The 16,290-nt window shown below is 62.1% G+C and carries 8 protein-coding genes; 4 read left to right on the top strand and 4 right to left on the bottom strand.

Going from position 1 to position 16,290, the window contains the following annotated elements; translation table 11 throughout:
- Window positions 1-99 precede the first annotated feature (99 nt).
- The 4 genes from folE to VHX65_14125 form a co-directional block, all read right to left on the bottom strand.
- Window positions 100-672, bottom strand: coding sequence for a GTP cyclohydrolase I FolE (folE, locus tag VHX65_14140; GenBank protein ID HEX3999689.1), 573 nt, complete (start codon window positions 670-672; stop codon window positions 100-102).
- A gap of 222 nt (window positions 673-894) precedes the next feature.
- A complete protein-coding gene (locus VHX65_14135) occupies window positions 895-1,623 on the bottom strand; it encodes an LON peptidase substrate-binding domain-containing protein (GenBank protein ID HEX3999688.1) in 729 nt (242 codons plus the stop codon).
- Between the two features lie 48 nt (window positions 1,624-1,671).
- Window positions 1,672-2,073, bottom strand: coding sequence for a DUF309 domain-containing protein (locus VHX65_14130; GenBank protein ID HEX3999687.1), 402 nt, complete (start codon window positions 2,071-2,073; stop codon window positions 1,672-1,674).
- Window positions 2,074-2,196: 123 nt separating this feature from the next.
- Window positions 2,197-2,778 (bottom strand): hypothetical protein, encoded by a 582-nt coding sequence (locus tag VHX65_14125; protein HEX3999686.1) that lies wholly within the window; start codon window positions 2,776-2,778, stop codon window positions 2,197-2,199.
- 182 nt (window positions 2,779-2,960) lie between these two features.
- Here VHX65_14125 and VHX65_14120 point away from each other — a divergent pair, with 182 nt between their 5' ends.
- The 4 genes from VHX65_14120 (at window position 2,961) to VHX65_14105 (ending at window position 16,041) form a co-directional block, all read left to right on the top strand.
- Window positions 2,961-3,629 carry an urease accessory UreF family protein gene (locus tag VHX65_14120; GenBank protein ID HEX3999685.1) on the top strand — a complete coding sequence of 223 codons (669 nt, stop codon included), beginning with the start codon at window positions 2,961-2,963 and terminating at the stop codon, window positions 3,627-3,629.
- A gap of 37 nt (window positions 3,630-3,666) precedes the next feature.
- Window positions 3,667-4,530, top strand: coding sequence for an urease accessory protein UreG (ureG, locus tag VHX65_14115; protein HEX3999684.1), 864 nt, complete (start codon window positions 3,667-3,669; stop codon window positions 4,528-4,530).
- A gap of 725 nt (window positions 4,531-5,255) precedes the next feature.
- A complete protein-coding gene (locus tag VHX65_14110; protein ID HEX3999683.1) occupies window positions 5,256-14,984 on the top strand; it encodes an autotransporter-associated beta strand repeat-containing protein in 9,729 nt (3,242 codons plus the stop codon).
- A gap of 58 nt (window positions 14,985-15,042) precedes the next feature.
- Entirely contained in the window at window positions 15,043-16,041 is a 999-nt protein-coding gene (locus tag VHX65_14105) for a DUF1559 domain-containing protein (protein HEX3999682.1), read from the top strand.
- The last annotated feature ends 249 nt before the right edge of the window (window positions 16,042-16,290 follow it).

The raw sequence follows: 16,290 nt of genomic DNA, 5'->3' as shown, positions 1-16,290 counted from the left end.
AAGAATGGCGGATGCCTAATAACGAATGTCTAATGGCCAACGGCAGCGCGGCTTTGCAATCGCTTCGTCATTCGTCATTCGTCATTCGAAATTCGTCATTTACCGCCGGTTGCCGTAGATCAGCGTCATCACTTCGGAGCGGCTGGAAAGATTTGCCCGGAAAATGCCTTTCATCGCCGAGGTAACACAGACGCTGCCCGGCTTGCGCACGCCGCGAACGGTCATGCAGGAGTGGCTGGCCTCGATCACGACCGCTACGCCTTTGGCATCGAGCTCTTCGACCAAGAGATCGGCGATTGTTTCGGTCATCCGCTCCTGAACCTGCGGCCGGCGCGCCACCACCTCCACCACCCGGGCGAGCTTGCTCAAGCCGATCACGCGGCCATTGGGCAAATAGCCGATATGGGCATGACCGATGAAGGGGAGCAAATGGTGCTCGCAAAGGCTGTTGAAGCCGATATCGCGAACGAGAACGATTTCGTCGTATTTCTCGTGGAAGAATTTTTTCAAGTGTTGCCGCGGATCTTCTCGCAATCCGGCCAGCAGTTCGGCATACATGCGCGCGACTCGGGCCGGCGTTTCCAGCAGGCCCTCGCGATCCGGATCCTCGCCGACCGCCGCGAGAATTTCGCGCACCGCTTTTTCGATGCGCGGCAGATCGACCCCCGGCATTGCCGCGTTGTTCTGGCCGTCGATTTCGGCCGCCAAGCTGCCGGCGCAAGATTCCGTTGAGATTGGATTCATCATGTTGCAATATCGTGACTCTGCTTAAGTTCGCCCAAAAAGCAACTTCCGATTTATCTTGAAACCCCTCATCCGGCCTTTTGCCGCAAGGGGAGAGGTTTGCGGCAGAGACTTATTTTTCCGGTCGATCGCCGTGCGGTGCGAGTGCGGTCAGTTCAAGCTAAACTCGGGCGGAAACGTCAGCCGCCGGACCCGGCCCAAGAATTCCAACAATTGCTGCGCCCGGCGGTCGACGCACGTCTCGGCCAGCATCCGCTCCTTGAATTGCAAGTCGATTTCGAGCGTGTAGGCGATGATATCGGTGAGCATTCCCAATGGAGTCTGGCCCCCCAGCAACTGGTCCATTTGCTCTTGCGCCTCGGGAATCTTCGGCAGCACGCGCTTGAACGCCTCCAGCAGCCGGAGCTGCAATCGCCCGCGAGCGGCAGCTCCGGATTCGGAATAGACATCTTCGCACAACTCGACTTCAGCCTCGCGGAAGGATTTCTTGGGGGGCAATTCGCGCACGATCTTGAGCCGCCGCAAGCCGAGCACCAACACGTTGTACGAACCCTCGGTCGTGCGGTGATGCGTCGCCACTCGGCACAAGCAGCCCACCGGCCGCAGTTCCGGCCGCCCTTCGTAGTTCGCTTCCCAGCCGGGCGCCAGAAGGACCATGCCGATCAAGCCGTCGTCGGTCAGCGCTTCCTCGAGCATCGCCCGATAGCGCGGCTCGAAAATATGCAGCGGCTGCATGACATGCGGAAACACCACCAGATTCGGCAAAGGGAAGAGCCGCGCCTTGCCCGAAAACTGTTCCGGCGAAAACGATAAATCCTCGGGCAACTCCATGAACGCTCCGATAGCAAACGTCGCCGACCGGGCATTGCCGGGTGGCACACCGCAATTCGTCTTGGCCGTCGGCTTCCGAAAGGGGATCGGTCGCACCTATTCCAAATTTTCCGCCGTGGCCGGCGGATCGAGGTGGATTTCCGGGATCAATTCCGCGTTGATATCGATCTGCGGAAATTCTTCGGTCGTAACCGCCACTTCCGCAAAACAATTCTCGAACTGGCTCAAAAACTGGTTCACATCGAGGCCCAAGTGCATTGGCCGATACGGCTCCAAATATCCCCGCGTGCTCGCGTACAATTTCTTGGCGCCCCGAATGTTTCCATTTCCGAAATGATACAGGGCCACGGCCGCTTGGATCAGCCCCTGATAAAACTTCCGCGATGGTCCGCGATATTCAGTCCAAAGCTCTTCCCAGATTTCGTGGCTTTCGTAGAAATCGCACACGTTGAAATGCTCGATTCCTTTCAGATACAGCGGATCGTAGGCGTCGTCCATTTCGCGTTCCCCGACGGCCGGACACAGATACCGCAACAATTATAGGCGCGGCGCACCGCCGGTGCTACGAGCTAGCCGGGAAGCGGCGCCCGACGTTTCGACCGAAATCTACCGCACCGCGATCTACCGCACCGAAATCGACCGCGCCGGGGCCTGTGGCGCCGCGAGATCCTGGATCGGGGGGACGGCCGGTTTGTCGCAGTGGGCTTGCCACGCCGCGGACAGGCCAACGCTGAAGAAACTGCCGGCCAAGAAGGCCGCAAATCCTCCGATCACGGCCGCCGACACCGAGCCGACAATCAAAGCGGCATGCATCGCATGGCCGGAAAACAACACTTCGCCGAGCGTGCCCCCGCCGACGGCCCCGATCAATGTCAGCACTGAAATCCATCTTCCGAGCGGAGCCCGCACCGCAAGCTTTTTGGCCGGCTTTGGCCGAATGGCGACGGCCGAACACACAGGCCGCCCTCCGACGTTTTGCGATGCGGCCGCCGTGGCTTCGTCGCGGAGCCGATTGCCCAGCACGTTGCCGACGACATGCCCCGCGGCCAGCAAAAGCAAGATGCACAGAATCGCCGACCAAACGGGCCCAATCACGTGCATCATGGCCAGGCAAGCCCCGCAGGCCGTCACGGCCAACAACATCGTCCGCAGACGGAACTGCACCGTCGGCAGCGCCCGCTCGAAATCCTTCGACATTGCCATGGCTGCTCCTGGTAGAACGCTCTCGCATTATACACAATGGCTCACACCGCATCCCGATGGGGGAGAGTTCGGATAGTGCCCCGGGGCTTCGCGGTGGGGCTTCGCCGGGCACCGCGGCCGGGCTTCAGAAAAAAAAGTCTTCCGGCCACGAATAGTTAATACCGCCCCGAAAATTCCGCCTGATGCACGCTAGCGATTGGCTCGTTTGGCAGCTCGCTGACGCAACATTTCCGTCGGGCGGGTTCGCCCATTCCGGTGGAGTGGAAGCGGCATGGCGATGCGGCCAAGTGGCCGACGCCGGCCGCCTGCGCGAATTTATCGAAGCCCAACTCGTGCAAACGGCGGAAAGCATGGCCCCGCTGGTGCGAACCGCTTGCCTCGAACCGTCGCGCCTCGTGGAACTCGATCGGTTGTGCCACGCCATGCTGAGCAACCAGGTGGCCAACCGCGCCAGCCTCGCGCAAGGCCGGGCACTCGTGGTCGCTGCCGAACGGGCATTCGGGTTGCCTGACTTGGCCGAAATCGGCCGGCAATTGCGCAGCCGGGCATTCGAGGGACATCTTGCCCCGCTCTTCGGCGCGATGACCGCGGCGTTGGCCATCGACGTGGAACTAGCCGTCCGGTTGTTTCTCTATATCAATGCCCGCGGGCTGCTATCGAGCGCCGTGCGGTTGAATATCGTCGGGCCGTTGGAAGCCCAGGCGATTCAGTTTCGGTTAGGGAGATACGTCGAAGACGTTGCAGTCCGGCGAAGCCATCTGCGTGCCGAAGATGCCGCCCAGACGGCGCCCGCCCTGGAGGTCCTGCAAATCATGCACGATCGGATATACTCTAGGCTGTTTCAAAGTTGAGCCACGCGACAATTTTCCTATGCCGGAGTAGCCGCCGATGACGCCCCACGAGCACGAGCCTCACGAGCACGAACATCATGGCCACGGTCATTCGCACGAGCACGGTCATTCGCACGAGCATGGATCGCATTCGCATCCGCACGAGCATTCGCACGATTCCCACACCCACACCCACGTACACGACGCGTCCCTCGCCCCTAACGCCCCTGCTCACGGCCACACGCATGAGCGCATGGAGCATCCCGGTTGGTTTCATCAGCGGCCGGGGATTCGAGGCGACCGCGATTTCGCCCGCCGCGCGTTTACGGTGGGGATTGGCGGGCCGGTGGGAAGCGGCAAGACGGCGCTCGTGCTGGCCTTGTGCCGTACGCTGCGCGATAAGCATTCCCTGGCTATCGTGACCAACGACATTTTCACGCGCGAAGACGGCGAATTCCTGACCCGCCATCAAGCGCTGCCGGCCGAGCGCATTTCGGCGGTGGAAACGGGGGGCTGCCCGCACGCCGCGATTCGCGAGGACATCACGATGAATCTCGTCGCCCTCGAACAACTCCAGGAGCGATTTCATCCGGAACTGCTGATTCTTGAATCGGGCGGCGACAATCTGGCAGCCGATTTCAGTCGCGAGCTGGCCGACTACACGATCTATGTGATCGACGTGGCCGGAGGCGACAAGATTCCACGCAAAGGGGGCCCCGGCATCACGCAATCGGATCTGCTCGTGATCAATAAGACCGATCTTGCCGAAGCGGTCGGGGCCGATCTGTCGGTCATGCAGCGCGATAGTCGGGCCATGCGCGGCGACGGACCGACGATTTTCGCCCAAGTCAAGCATGGGGCGGGCGTGCAACAGATCGCCGACCACGTGATCGCCGCAGCGAAGATCGCCTCGCGACAATAAAACTTCTAGAGCCGCCTTCTCGGGCGGCTTTCTCGGGCTTCACGCCCACGGCGCGGCGCAACGCAGCCAGTATGGCAACCCGCTGTTCGCAGCAGGAGCCCGCAGCGCTAGCCCGGATTATTCATGCCGCCACACTAGCCCGAAGCGTAAGCGAGGGGGGCACCGAGACCTATCCTCGCTAACGCTTCGGGCTACGATTTCGCAGCTTGTGGCGAATTCCTGGCGCCATGAATGCTCCGGGCTAGTCGGGGAATCTGGACAATACTCCCCTGGCTAGCGCTGCGGGCTCCTGATCATTCCGGCCTCGCCTCGGCCTGAAAGGCCGATTCTGCCAGCCCAGGCCGAAGCCGCGCAAGCGGCGGAGGCCTTGGTCAACCGCCCGCACGACGCGTCGGCCCTGATCGGGCCATTCATCAGGCGCCCCGAATTGTGGATCGGGCCCTTCAGGGCTCGATGGCGGGCGCAAGGCAGTGGGCGCGGCACCCGGCCCGTTCGACAGATAAAAGCGCCCGATGCAATCGAATCCTAACGGAAACCTCGCGATCGTTTCGTCAGCCGCTTATGAAACGCTAACTGTCATGGTCTACAACGAGCGGCGACAAAGATTTGGCAGCAGAGCGAATCGCCGTGCTAGGCATCGAGAGGAAGCGCCAAGGGATGCGCTCGTCCGTGATCGGCAAGGATCGGCCGTTTTTGAATTGAACCGTTGACCCCGGAGTTTGCTCATGATGGCAGTTTGGCGAAGAACCGGCAGCGGATTGTTGTTGTTGATCATTACTGTTGGCTGCTTTGGCATCGTGGGGAAGACGGCTTCGGCGCAATCGAACTATTACTGGAATAATGCCGCGGGCACATGGTGGGATGGCGGTCCCAGCGGCAGCATTGCGGATTGGAACTCACCGAACTCGAATTCCACTCCGCTCGTGGATTGGTCCGATGGCAGCGACAACAACGTCGCGATTTTTAATGGCGGCGCCGCCGGCGCCGTCACGTTGGGCTCGTCGGTTGTCGATCCGGGCGGCATCGATTTCGATTCAACCGGCTATACCATTGCCGCTCCAAGCAGCGATCAAATCGACCTCGGCGGCTCGGCGCCGGAAATCAATCTTGGCGGAGGGACGGTCAACACCTCAATCACGAGCACGATTAGCGCCAACCTGTCGTCCACCTCGGCTACGGTTCCGCTCGTGATCAAGAATTTATCCGGCGGCACCGCCTCATCGGTGGCCATGCAATTGAATCTGACCGGCGCGCTGACGATCGATTCCGGAAGCCTGGATATCGTCGACAACGCGAATAAGAGTCCCGCGTTCGGGATTGCGCTTCCGTCTACGGCGCTGAGCACGCTGACATTCACTTCCGGCGCGGCCAATACGACGACGGTGAGCCCCGCGGCCGCCGGTTCGACGATCACATTTACCGCGCCCGAGGGCAGCGGCAACGCCATGATCAGCACCGGCGAGTCGCCCAATTCGTCGTACAAGGATATCAGCATCATCACCTCGACCGTGATCGGGCCGACCGGCTCGCCGCTCGTATTCATGAATAACGACGGATTGGGCACCCAATCGGCCCTGTCGTTCAGCGTGCCAAACGTGACAAGCGGTTCGAGTTCCTCGAATGAGTTCCCCGGTGGAATCGAAATCGAAAGTGCCGCGTCCGCCACGTTCAATTCCACCAGCCTGACGGCGACTGGAACGACGCGATTGAATTTAAACACCGCCGGCGCGAGTGGCACCGGGGCCGGGGCCGGGCCGATCTACGTCGATGCCAACGGCGCCATCATCACCGACCAAGGAAGCCAGCCGGCTTTCACGCTGACAATTGCCAACAACATGATGCTGAACCACGGCAATCTGACGGGTGGAACCCTGAACGGCGGCATTTTCGAAACCGCCATCGGCGGGACCAAGGCCACGTCGGGAATCACTTCGATCATCTATACCGGCGTGATTTCCGACCCATTGTCCAACGGCACTGGAACCGGCGTCGGCAGCATCCTGATCGGAAACGATCTTGCTCCCGGCTCCGGCGGCGCGGGCATCACCGAGTTCAGCAACCACATGACCTACTCCGGGGAGACGATCGTCAATAGCTCGACGGCAGGCATTCTTGAGATGGGCGTCGCGAACGCTTTGCCCGCCACCACCACGCTGGTGTTCGGCAATTCCGTCGGTGGGCAATTGCAAACGAATTCGATCGGTGCGGTGGATCTCAACGGCTTCAGCCAAACGATCACCTCCCTCCAATCCAATCTCGACCCAACCGCGGTGATCAACGGCATCACCAACAGCAAGCCGGGCACGACCCCGATCCTGACGATCACCGGCTCGACGGTGGATACGTACATCGGCCCGATCGGCATCACGAACACGGGTCTCACGTCACCCTATCCTTCGGCGACCAATCGCCTGGGCCTGACTCGCACCGGCCCGGGAACGACGATTCTCGGCAGCCCGCTGAACGGCGCATCGTGTACCTACACCGGCGACACGAACGTCGACCAGACGAGCACGCTCGAAGCCGGCTCTTTCACCGCTCTCAGTCCGAATTCGAACTTCATCGTCGAAGCCAATTTGGATTTGGGCGGCTTTAGCAACACGATCAACTCGCTGGCCAGCGTCGGCAGCGCAGGAATCGTGACCACGAGCCAAGCGAACCAGTTGACCGGCGGCGCCACGATCCTCACGATCGGCAGCAGCACCACGCTCAACGCGATCACGGCCCCGAACACGACCTTCTACGGCGTTTTGCAAGATGGGCCGGGCGATCAGCTCGGGCTCACGAAGGCGGGGGCGGGCACGCAAACGCTTGCCGGCATCAACACCTACACCGGTCCGACCACCGTCAATAGCGGCACGTTGGCCATCGCTTCGACCGGTTCGCTTGCCGCCGGCAGCGCGGTAACGATCACCGGCGGCATGCTGAACGGCGCCGGCACCATCGGCGGCCCGGTCATGGTCAATTCCGGCGGCACGCTCGCCGGCAATCTGACGCTCTCCAACTCGGTCGGCGTCAATGCCTCCGGCACAATCGCGCCGGGCATCAGCGGCACCGCCGGAACGCTGCGCGTCGGGAGCCTGACGCTCGATGGCGGCAGCTCGATCGATTGGAAAGTCACGAACGCCGCTGGAACCGCCGGCAGCGGTTACGACACGATCGCTGCCGCCGGCGCGGTTAGCGTCGACTCGAGCGCCACCACGACGCCGATCAACATCGATGTGTCGATTTTGGACCCGAATTTCAACGGCGTCTCGCCGCAATCCTTTCAACTCGTATCCGCGACCACTGCGCCGAACACCCCCTTGCTCCCGCTTGGTCGGTCATTGTCAAGCCTTTTCAATGCGTTCACGGGTGCAAATCTGTTCGGCACGTTCAATGTCACTGCATCCGGAAACAATCTTCTCTTGAATTACACGCCAAGCTCCCAACCAAATTCCCTAACCTGGGTTGGCGGCGCGGGAACATGGCAGGCCGCCGGCGCCTCGGGCGACACGAGTTGGAGCGGCCAGAATTGGAATTCCGCCGACATCGCCGAATTCGCCGGCGGCACTGCCGGTGGCACCACCGGCGGCACCGTCACGTTGGGCGCCAACACGTCGACGCCCCTATTGCAGTTCGACGCTACCGGTTACACGATTTCCGGCGGCGCAAACAACTACACCCTGAGCGACGCGGCCGCCGACTCCTTCCTCCGAGTCCAGGTCACGAGCGCCACAAGCACGGCGACAATTGGCGCGGGGATCGTCTCACCGCTCGATAAATACGGCGCCGGCACGCTCATCTTGTCGGGCGGCAACAACACGTTTGGCGCATCCAGCCAGCTAACCGTTTACGCCGGCACCATCCGCGGCGGAAGCACCAGCGTGAATGCCGCCTCGATCGCCAACTACGGCACCCTGATTTTCGATCAAAACAGTATCAGCGGCGGGTCGTACAACGGAACCATCAGCGGTAGCGGCTCCGTGAGCATCCAGAACAGCAGCAGCCCCTCGGTGCCGCAAACGATCATGCTCAACGGGATGAATTCGTACACAGGCGGCACCACGATCGGCAAGGCAATGACGCTGGCCATCGCCGGCAATAGCAATTTCGGAGGCAGTAGCGCCGGCATCACCTTCGATGGCGGAACGCTGCAAACCACCGCCTCGAACGGCATCACGATCGGCGGCTATGTCAACGTGACCGCCAACGGCGGAACGATCATCGACGGCGGCGCGGGCAGCACAAATATCTTCACCGCAGGCGCCAATCTCCAGCCATCTTCGACCTTAGCCATGAATGGCGCCGGCACCCTGCAGATCAAGAGCAACGGTTGGACCGGCTCAGGCGCCTTGGCGATCAATTCGGGAGAGTTGCTCGTCGGGGATGAATCCGACCCGAATTCCAACCCCAGCGGGTTTTTGGGCGGCAACTCGATCTCGATGGGCAACAACACGAACCTGACGATCGCCGCCGGCACGGTTTCAACCGCCAGCATTACGCCACCGAAATTGACGCTCAACGGTAGTGTAACGCTCTCGCTTTTCAATACCGGCGGTCTCTCGGGCGCCGGCCCGCTCGATCCGACGCTCAACAGCATCACCATGGTCAATCCCGTCAACGACTCCGCGACGATTACCATTGCCGGCAGCGGCACGGCTCTGGCGGGCTCGTCCACGGTTACCTTGGGCAACACGACATTCGCCACCGCTCCCGGTGGAGTGACGCTTCAAACCGTCGCCGGCGGCGGAACCAGCGGCTACTCCACTGGGCTCACTTTCGGCGCCGTCACCGACAACGGCGATTCGCTCACGTTCCTCGGCCAAGGAAACAACGCTCAGAACGTTCTTCCCGGCACGGGCGTGCAGTTCAACGGCGTCGTCGGTGGTAGCTCGCCGACGATGACCGGCAGTTGGACGATCGGCGATCCGAACGACACGAATGGGCAAATCGTGGTCGTTGCCGTTCAAAAGGTTTCCAATGCCCAGTTGGCGATAACGACCGGCAATATCACCGTCAACCCAGGCAGCCAGTTGCAGATAACCCCCGCCACGGGCACGTACGGGCCTTCCTCGGGCACGCAAACCATTACGTTGTACGGCAGCGGGCCGGACAACACGACCGGCACGGCGCAGGGTGTGCTGAACATTGCCGGCAAATCGGTCGTTACGTTCAATTCGAGCGTCACCGTCGCGTTGGCAAGTTCGCCGAATCCTGAGTTGGCCGGCCACGTGGAGATCGTTTTGCAGGACGGCAGTTCGACGCAAAACACGATTCTGACGTTCAGCGGTCCGCTCATCGGCTCCGCGAATCTCGACCTTCAAGCCCAAGAAAGTGGTTCGGATCTCGGGGTCCTCGACTCGATTGTCAACTTCAACAGTACTTCGAATAACCTCACCGGCGGCACGACATTGAAAGGGGGCGAGTTGAATGTCGGATACCTCTCGTCGATCGGCACCGGAAGTTTGACGATGGGGCAAACGACCACTCACGATACCACCCTGGTGCTCAATTCTAGCCAGCAGATCGGCAATCTCACGAGCACGTACGGCGGCGGTTCGCTGCCCGTTACGCAAATCATCCAACTCAACAACACCACGGTCGGCAACTCGGTCGTGCCGACCGTACTGACGATCAATGAAACCAGCACCTCGGGCAATGCTGATTACGGTAGCAATTCCAGCGACGGAGCGTTCCAGCCCGGCAGCACCTCGACCATCACCGGCACGGGAAGCATCGTCTTCGCGGGAAAATCGGCCGCCGCACAATTGACACTCAGCGATCTCAACACATACACCGGCAGCACGACGATTTCCGGGGGCATTCTCAGCGTCACCACCATGGCCAATGGCGGCAGCCCCAGCGGCATCGGCCAATCGACCAACGCTGCCACAAACCTGGTCATTAACGGCGGCTCGCTGCAATATTCGAATCAAGCCACCCCCGCCGCAGCCACTTCCACCGACCGCCTGTTTACGATCGGGGCTGCTGGGGCGACGCTCGATGCCTCGGGCGCGAGCGGCGACTCGATCACCTGGACCGGCAACGGCACGGGCAGCGCCAACGCAGTCGCCTTCGCGTCAAGCAACGCGCCCGCCACGCTCACGCTCACCGGTTCCAGCACGGATGAAAACGTGTTTGCTCCGAGCATCGGCAATCCCGGCGCCGGTGCAAACATCACGTCGCTGGTGAAATCCGGCAAAGGCGCCTGGGCCCTTACCGGGGCGAATACCTACAGCGGCGGGACGACCGTCAATGGCGGAACGCTCGAACTGGATTTCACAGCCGTCGGCGCACCGGCCACGAACATCATTGCCGGCGCCTCGTCCTTGGTGCTCGGCGGCGGCTCGTTCTCGGTCAACGGCGCCTCGTCTGCCACGACGAGTCAAACCGTCGCTAGCTTGGCCGTCGACGCGGGCGCTTCGTCGGTCCAAGCAGTCTCCAGCGGAACCGGCACGACGAACCTGACGATCGCCAGCGGCACGATCGCCCGCAGCGTCGGTGGCACCATCCACTTCTCACTTCCCACGACCGGCAGCATCGCATTCGGCTCGGCTCCGCCGCTTGTGGGAGGCATCATCGGCGGCTGGGCCACGGCCAGCGGCTCCAGTTGGGCCACGCTCTCGGGCAACAATGTCGTGGCACTGACCACCTTCACAAGCGACACCTGGGCCGCCGGCAACAACACCACCACAACCACCAACGACACTCCCGCCCCCGATGCGACCACCAATAGCTTGCAATTCAACAGCTTGACCGCTTCCACTTCGATCACGCTCAGCGACACCGCCGGCAAGACAAACGTTATCACCACCGGCGGTCTTCTGGTCACCTCCGCGGTAGCGGCCAACACCGCGACAATTTCCGGCGGCAATCTCACCAGCGGCAACGGCTCGGATTTGATCGTCATCCAGAATAATCCAACCACGCCGATCGTCATTTCCTCGACGATCGTCGACAACGGCAGCACGTCGATCTCGCTGACGAAATCGGGACAGGGAACGCTCGTCATCGGCAGCGCCGGCTCGGGCTCAAACACTTTCAGCGGAAATGTCTACCTGATTGAAGGCCAACTCGAGCTTGCCGGAGGCACGACCGGGACCGCCATCCCCAACTCGGCCACGATCGTCTTCGGCGGCAACGACTCGGGCAATGCCGCCACGCTCGATCTCAACGGCGTCAGCACGACGATCGCCGGCTTGTCGACGCCCAGCTCCACAACCGGCAAACCGACCGTCGAAGCCGCGGACCCCACGACCGGCTCGAGCGCCACGCTCACGCTGACCGGCAGCGGCGTCAATAACTTTGCCGGCGTGCTTGCCGACGGCGGCGGCCAGCTTTCGCTGACCTTGGCCAACTCGTTCTCCGGCACGCAAACCTTGAGTAAAGCCGACAGCTATAGCGGCGCCACCACGGTCAACGGCGGCACGCTGCAATTGGCCAGCGGCTCGGCCCTCGGCAACAGCACCAACCTCACCGTCGCCGGCGGCGGCACGTTGGATCTCGACGGCCAGAGCATCAACAGCACACCGTCGCTCTACCTGACGATCTCGGGAAACGGCGTGGCTCCCACAATCGGCGCGCTCACCAACAGCAACACCGCCGGCACGGCAACTTTTCCGGGCAATATGTCTTCCACAGGCACGATCGCGATCGGTGGCGCGGGGAACATCGACCTCACCGGGATCATCCAAAGCGGCGCTCTCTCGGTCGTCGGAACCGGGACCGTCAATCTGTCGGGCAGCAACAGCTATTCCGGGACCACGACGGTCAACTCCGGCACACTCCAACTCGGAAACGCAAGCGCCCTCGGCCAAAACTCGACGATCACTGTGGCGAGCAATGCCGTGCTCGATTTGAACGGCTTCTCGGTTGCCGGAAATCCCAACCTCTTGGTCGCCGGCACCGGAATCAGCAGCGGCGGCGCCTTGATCAACAGCAACGCCGGTGCGGCCGCCTCGTTTGCCGGCACGATCAACGCCACCGGCAACAACAGCTTCTCGCTCGGCGGCGCCGGCAATATCACGCTTGTGGGCGCGATCGGCAATTCGAGCGACACCGGCACATTGACGAAGGTCGGCGCCGGCGAAGTTACCCTCGACGACGCAAATAGTTATTCCGGAGCCACGACCGTTAGCGCCGGCACTTTGCAGTTGGGCAACGCCGCTTCGCTCGGAACCACGAGCAGCATCACCGTCAGTTCGGGTGCAACCTTGGATCTGAACGGGATCACCTTGCCCGGCACGATCCCGCTTACGCTTGCCGGCAGCGGCGCCAGCAACTATGGCAACTTGATCAACAGTAGCGCGACCGCTGTTTCCTACCGCGGCGCCATCAACGGCGGAACCACCAAGAGCAACATCGCCGTCGGCGGTGGCGGGAATATCACGCTCTCCGGCACGATCGGCAACCCATCGGATAATGGCACATTCACGAAGAACGGCGACGACACGGTCGACATTGCGAATCCGGTTACCGACAGCGGCGTGGCGACGATCAACGCTGGCATACTCGGTGTCGCTTCGCTCGCCAACGGGGGTACGGCCAGCGGAATCGGAAGTTCGACCGACGCGGCCGCCAATCTGGTCATCAACGGCGGCACGCTGCAATACGTAGGCACCACCATCGCAACGACCAATCGATTGTTCACGGTCGGCCCGCTCGGCGCCACGCTCGATGCCTCGGGCTCCTTGGCCGCCGATGCGGTTACATGGAACGGCTTTGGCAGCGGTTCTGCCAACGCGATCGCCTTCAGCAGCACGAGCGCCACGGCAACCCTGACTCTCACCGGAACCAACACGGGTGCGAACGCCTTCTACCCCATCATCAGCGACAGCGGCGGCGCCCAGCCGGGAAGCGACCTCACGTCGCTGGTCAAGAGCGGCCCTGGCACTTGGGATTTGTATGGAACCAACACCTACAGCGCCGGCACGACAATCACCGGCGGAACACTTACGGTCGAGAGCGGCTCATCGCTCGGCAGCAGCGCCGGCCCGCTCGCCATTAGCGCCGCCAGCGGAACCACGTCGGTCTTGAACCTCGGCGGCAGCCAAGCCGTCACCAGCCTGAGCGGCGGCGGGGCAGGTGCGGTGACCATCAATTTCATTTCCGGTGTTACGCTCTCCGACACGCAGTCCGCCACAACATCCTTTGCCGGCTCAATGACCGGCAATGGCGGATTCAACTACTCCGGCGCCGGCACGCTGAATCTCACCGGCCCCAACAGCTACTCCGGCACTACGACTGTCAGCAACGGCTCGGTTGTCGCCAGCGGTATCGGCACGATCGGAACCGGTCCGCTGGCGATCTCGTCCGTGAATGGCCCCAGTCCGATCGTCAGCCTGGCCAATGGCCAGAGCGTCAGCAGCCTGACCACGACTGAGACTGCAACCCAAGGCGGCACTCCCGGAACGACGAATCTTTTGATCGGCTCGGGCGCCACGCTGATTGCCGCCACCTTCAACAACACCGGCGCCCTGAATGTCGGCGCCGCCGGCACCCCCGCCGGCACGGTCGTCGTCAACGGGGCCTCGACGCTCAACAACGGAGACATCGCGGTCAACTCCGGAACCCTGCAGTTCAACAATACGACCACCACCGCCGCCACCGTCGGCACCGCGGTCACGGTCACAATTGCCGCACCGGCGACGCTCCAGTTGGCAGGAACCATGTCGGCGCTCTCCGGCGGCGGCAACTCGGCCAACATCATCAACAACGGTTCGATCGCCTCCGGCGGCGGGCTCTCCGTAACCGGCATCAATCAAACGGTCGGCACCGTCAGCGGCACGGCGGCGACCTCCGGCGGCGCGACCACCTATGGCGGCGACACGGTGGTCGGCAGCGGCGCAACGCTGAGTGCCACGCAAATCCTGCAAAACTCGCTGGCGATCGACGCCGGGGCATCGCTCACGATTCTTCCTTCCGGCTCCCCCGGCCAAGGAGCGGTGTTGACCGGCGGCAACCCGTCCGCGGCCGTCGCCAGCAATGCCGCAATGCCGAGCAGCAATATCGCCGGCGACACGGCGGCGCCCCAGGTGGCCGTGTCCGCCAGCGATCCGTTTGCCGCGATTCAATCCGCAATCGCTGCCGAATCGATCACCGCCGCCACCGGACAGGCGTTGGAAAGCCGTATCGCGGCCATCGAGCGCCTCGCATCTATGAACCCGGGGCTCAATGCGAGTTTGATGGAGAGCCGTTTGTTGGCGTTGCTTCCTGCGACGACAGATTTATCGAACGCCAGTTTCACGTCCCCGGCCGACGACAGCGCAAGTCTGCTGGCGGCCGATAGCAGTGCGATTGGCTCGAGCTCCAGTCCAGCGGTCGTTGCAGGCGCTGCATTTTTGCCTGCGGGCGGATCGAACGGCGGAGTGGCGGAGGTTCCCGAACCGTCGAGCTTGTTGCTGGCCGGTTTGGGATCGATCGCACTCATGGCGCTGGCGATGAGACGCCGCCTCGCTATCAGCCGTTGCTGATCTTGCGAAACGGGGCGAGCGGCAATTGCGACGAGCGCGGACCGTCGGAGAAAGCATGATGCAGAAAGCTTGGGATCATTGCATGAAGCGAGGGCGGAAGGCATTTACTCTCGTCGAATTGCTGGTGGTGATTGCCATCATCGGCATCCTGATTGCGCTGCTCTTGCCCGCGGTGCAGGCCGCTCGCGAGGCGGCCCGGCGAACTGCGTGCGCCAACAATATGCGGCAGCTCGGCTTGGCTCATCAAAACTTCTTGTCCGGCCAGCGCACCTTTCCGCCAGGCCAATCGACGCCCGCGGCCGGCGAACACAAATTTTCGTTCATGGTGTATCTGCTTCCCTACATGGAAGAGAAAAACACGCTGCAACTGTTCAATCTCACGCAGGATGTGCATTCCTCCATCAATCAGCCGGCGGGCGAAATCGTGATTCCCGCGTTGCTTTGCCCGAGCGTGAGCATCGTGCAAACGACGCGCGATCCGGTCGCGAATCGGATCATCCTCTATCCGCCGAACTCTGCCGGTGTGACGCTGGCCAACGGCGGCAGCCTGGCCTGCACCGATTACAACGGCGTCAAGGGGCCTGCGTACACTGCGAACACCACGAAGAATCCGTCCGGTTTTTGCTACCCGATCAACGACGGCGTACTGAACGAGATCGTCGCCCCGGCGCTCGAGGCACAGCGGATTATGCCGCAAGCGATTGTCGACGGCCTGTCAAAGACACTGCTGATGGGGGAAACAAGTGGCCGAGGCGCATCGATCGACAGCAGCAACACGTGGCACGATCGCGGCGCGTGGGCCGAGGGGGCCGGCTTGCTCGCCGTCAATGAACCGATCAACTACTTGAATCAATCCGACATGCTCACCGGCGGCACGGAAACGACCGAATATGTCGCCGGCGGCCGGCAGTTGTTCTCGCCGCACATCGGCGGAGCCACGGTTCTCCTATGCGATGCTTCGGTGCATTTCATCGCCGACATCGTCGAAGTGCAGGTTCTCGAAGCGCTCGCATCGCGCGACGGCTACGAAACCACGCCGGCCGACGTGATCAAGTAAAGCCTAACCGTGCAAGCTTGCCAACGTAGCAGGCACACTCCATGTGCCGTCTGCCGTCCATTCGCGTGCAACGCGCCCAGCGCGTGCGATGCGCAGCGGTGCGCCGACGGCACACGGAGTGTGCCTGCTACGCTGCTCTCTAAGGACTTGGCACGGGTGGCTGCGATGCGCCGACGGGAGGCGGAACTTCTTCCGATCCGGTGGCGCGAGGCATCAATTGTTCGGCGAACGTCGGCCCTGGCGGGCAGG

It is taken from the genome of Pirellulales bacterium, from assembly GCA_036267355.1.
Classification (GTDB): Bacteria; Planctomycetota; Planctomycetia; order Pirellulales; family DATAWG01; genus DATAWG01.
The sequence above is the reverse complement of the archived record's forward strand: the minus strand, read 5'-3'. Positions and strand labels throughout refer to the sequence as shown.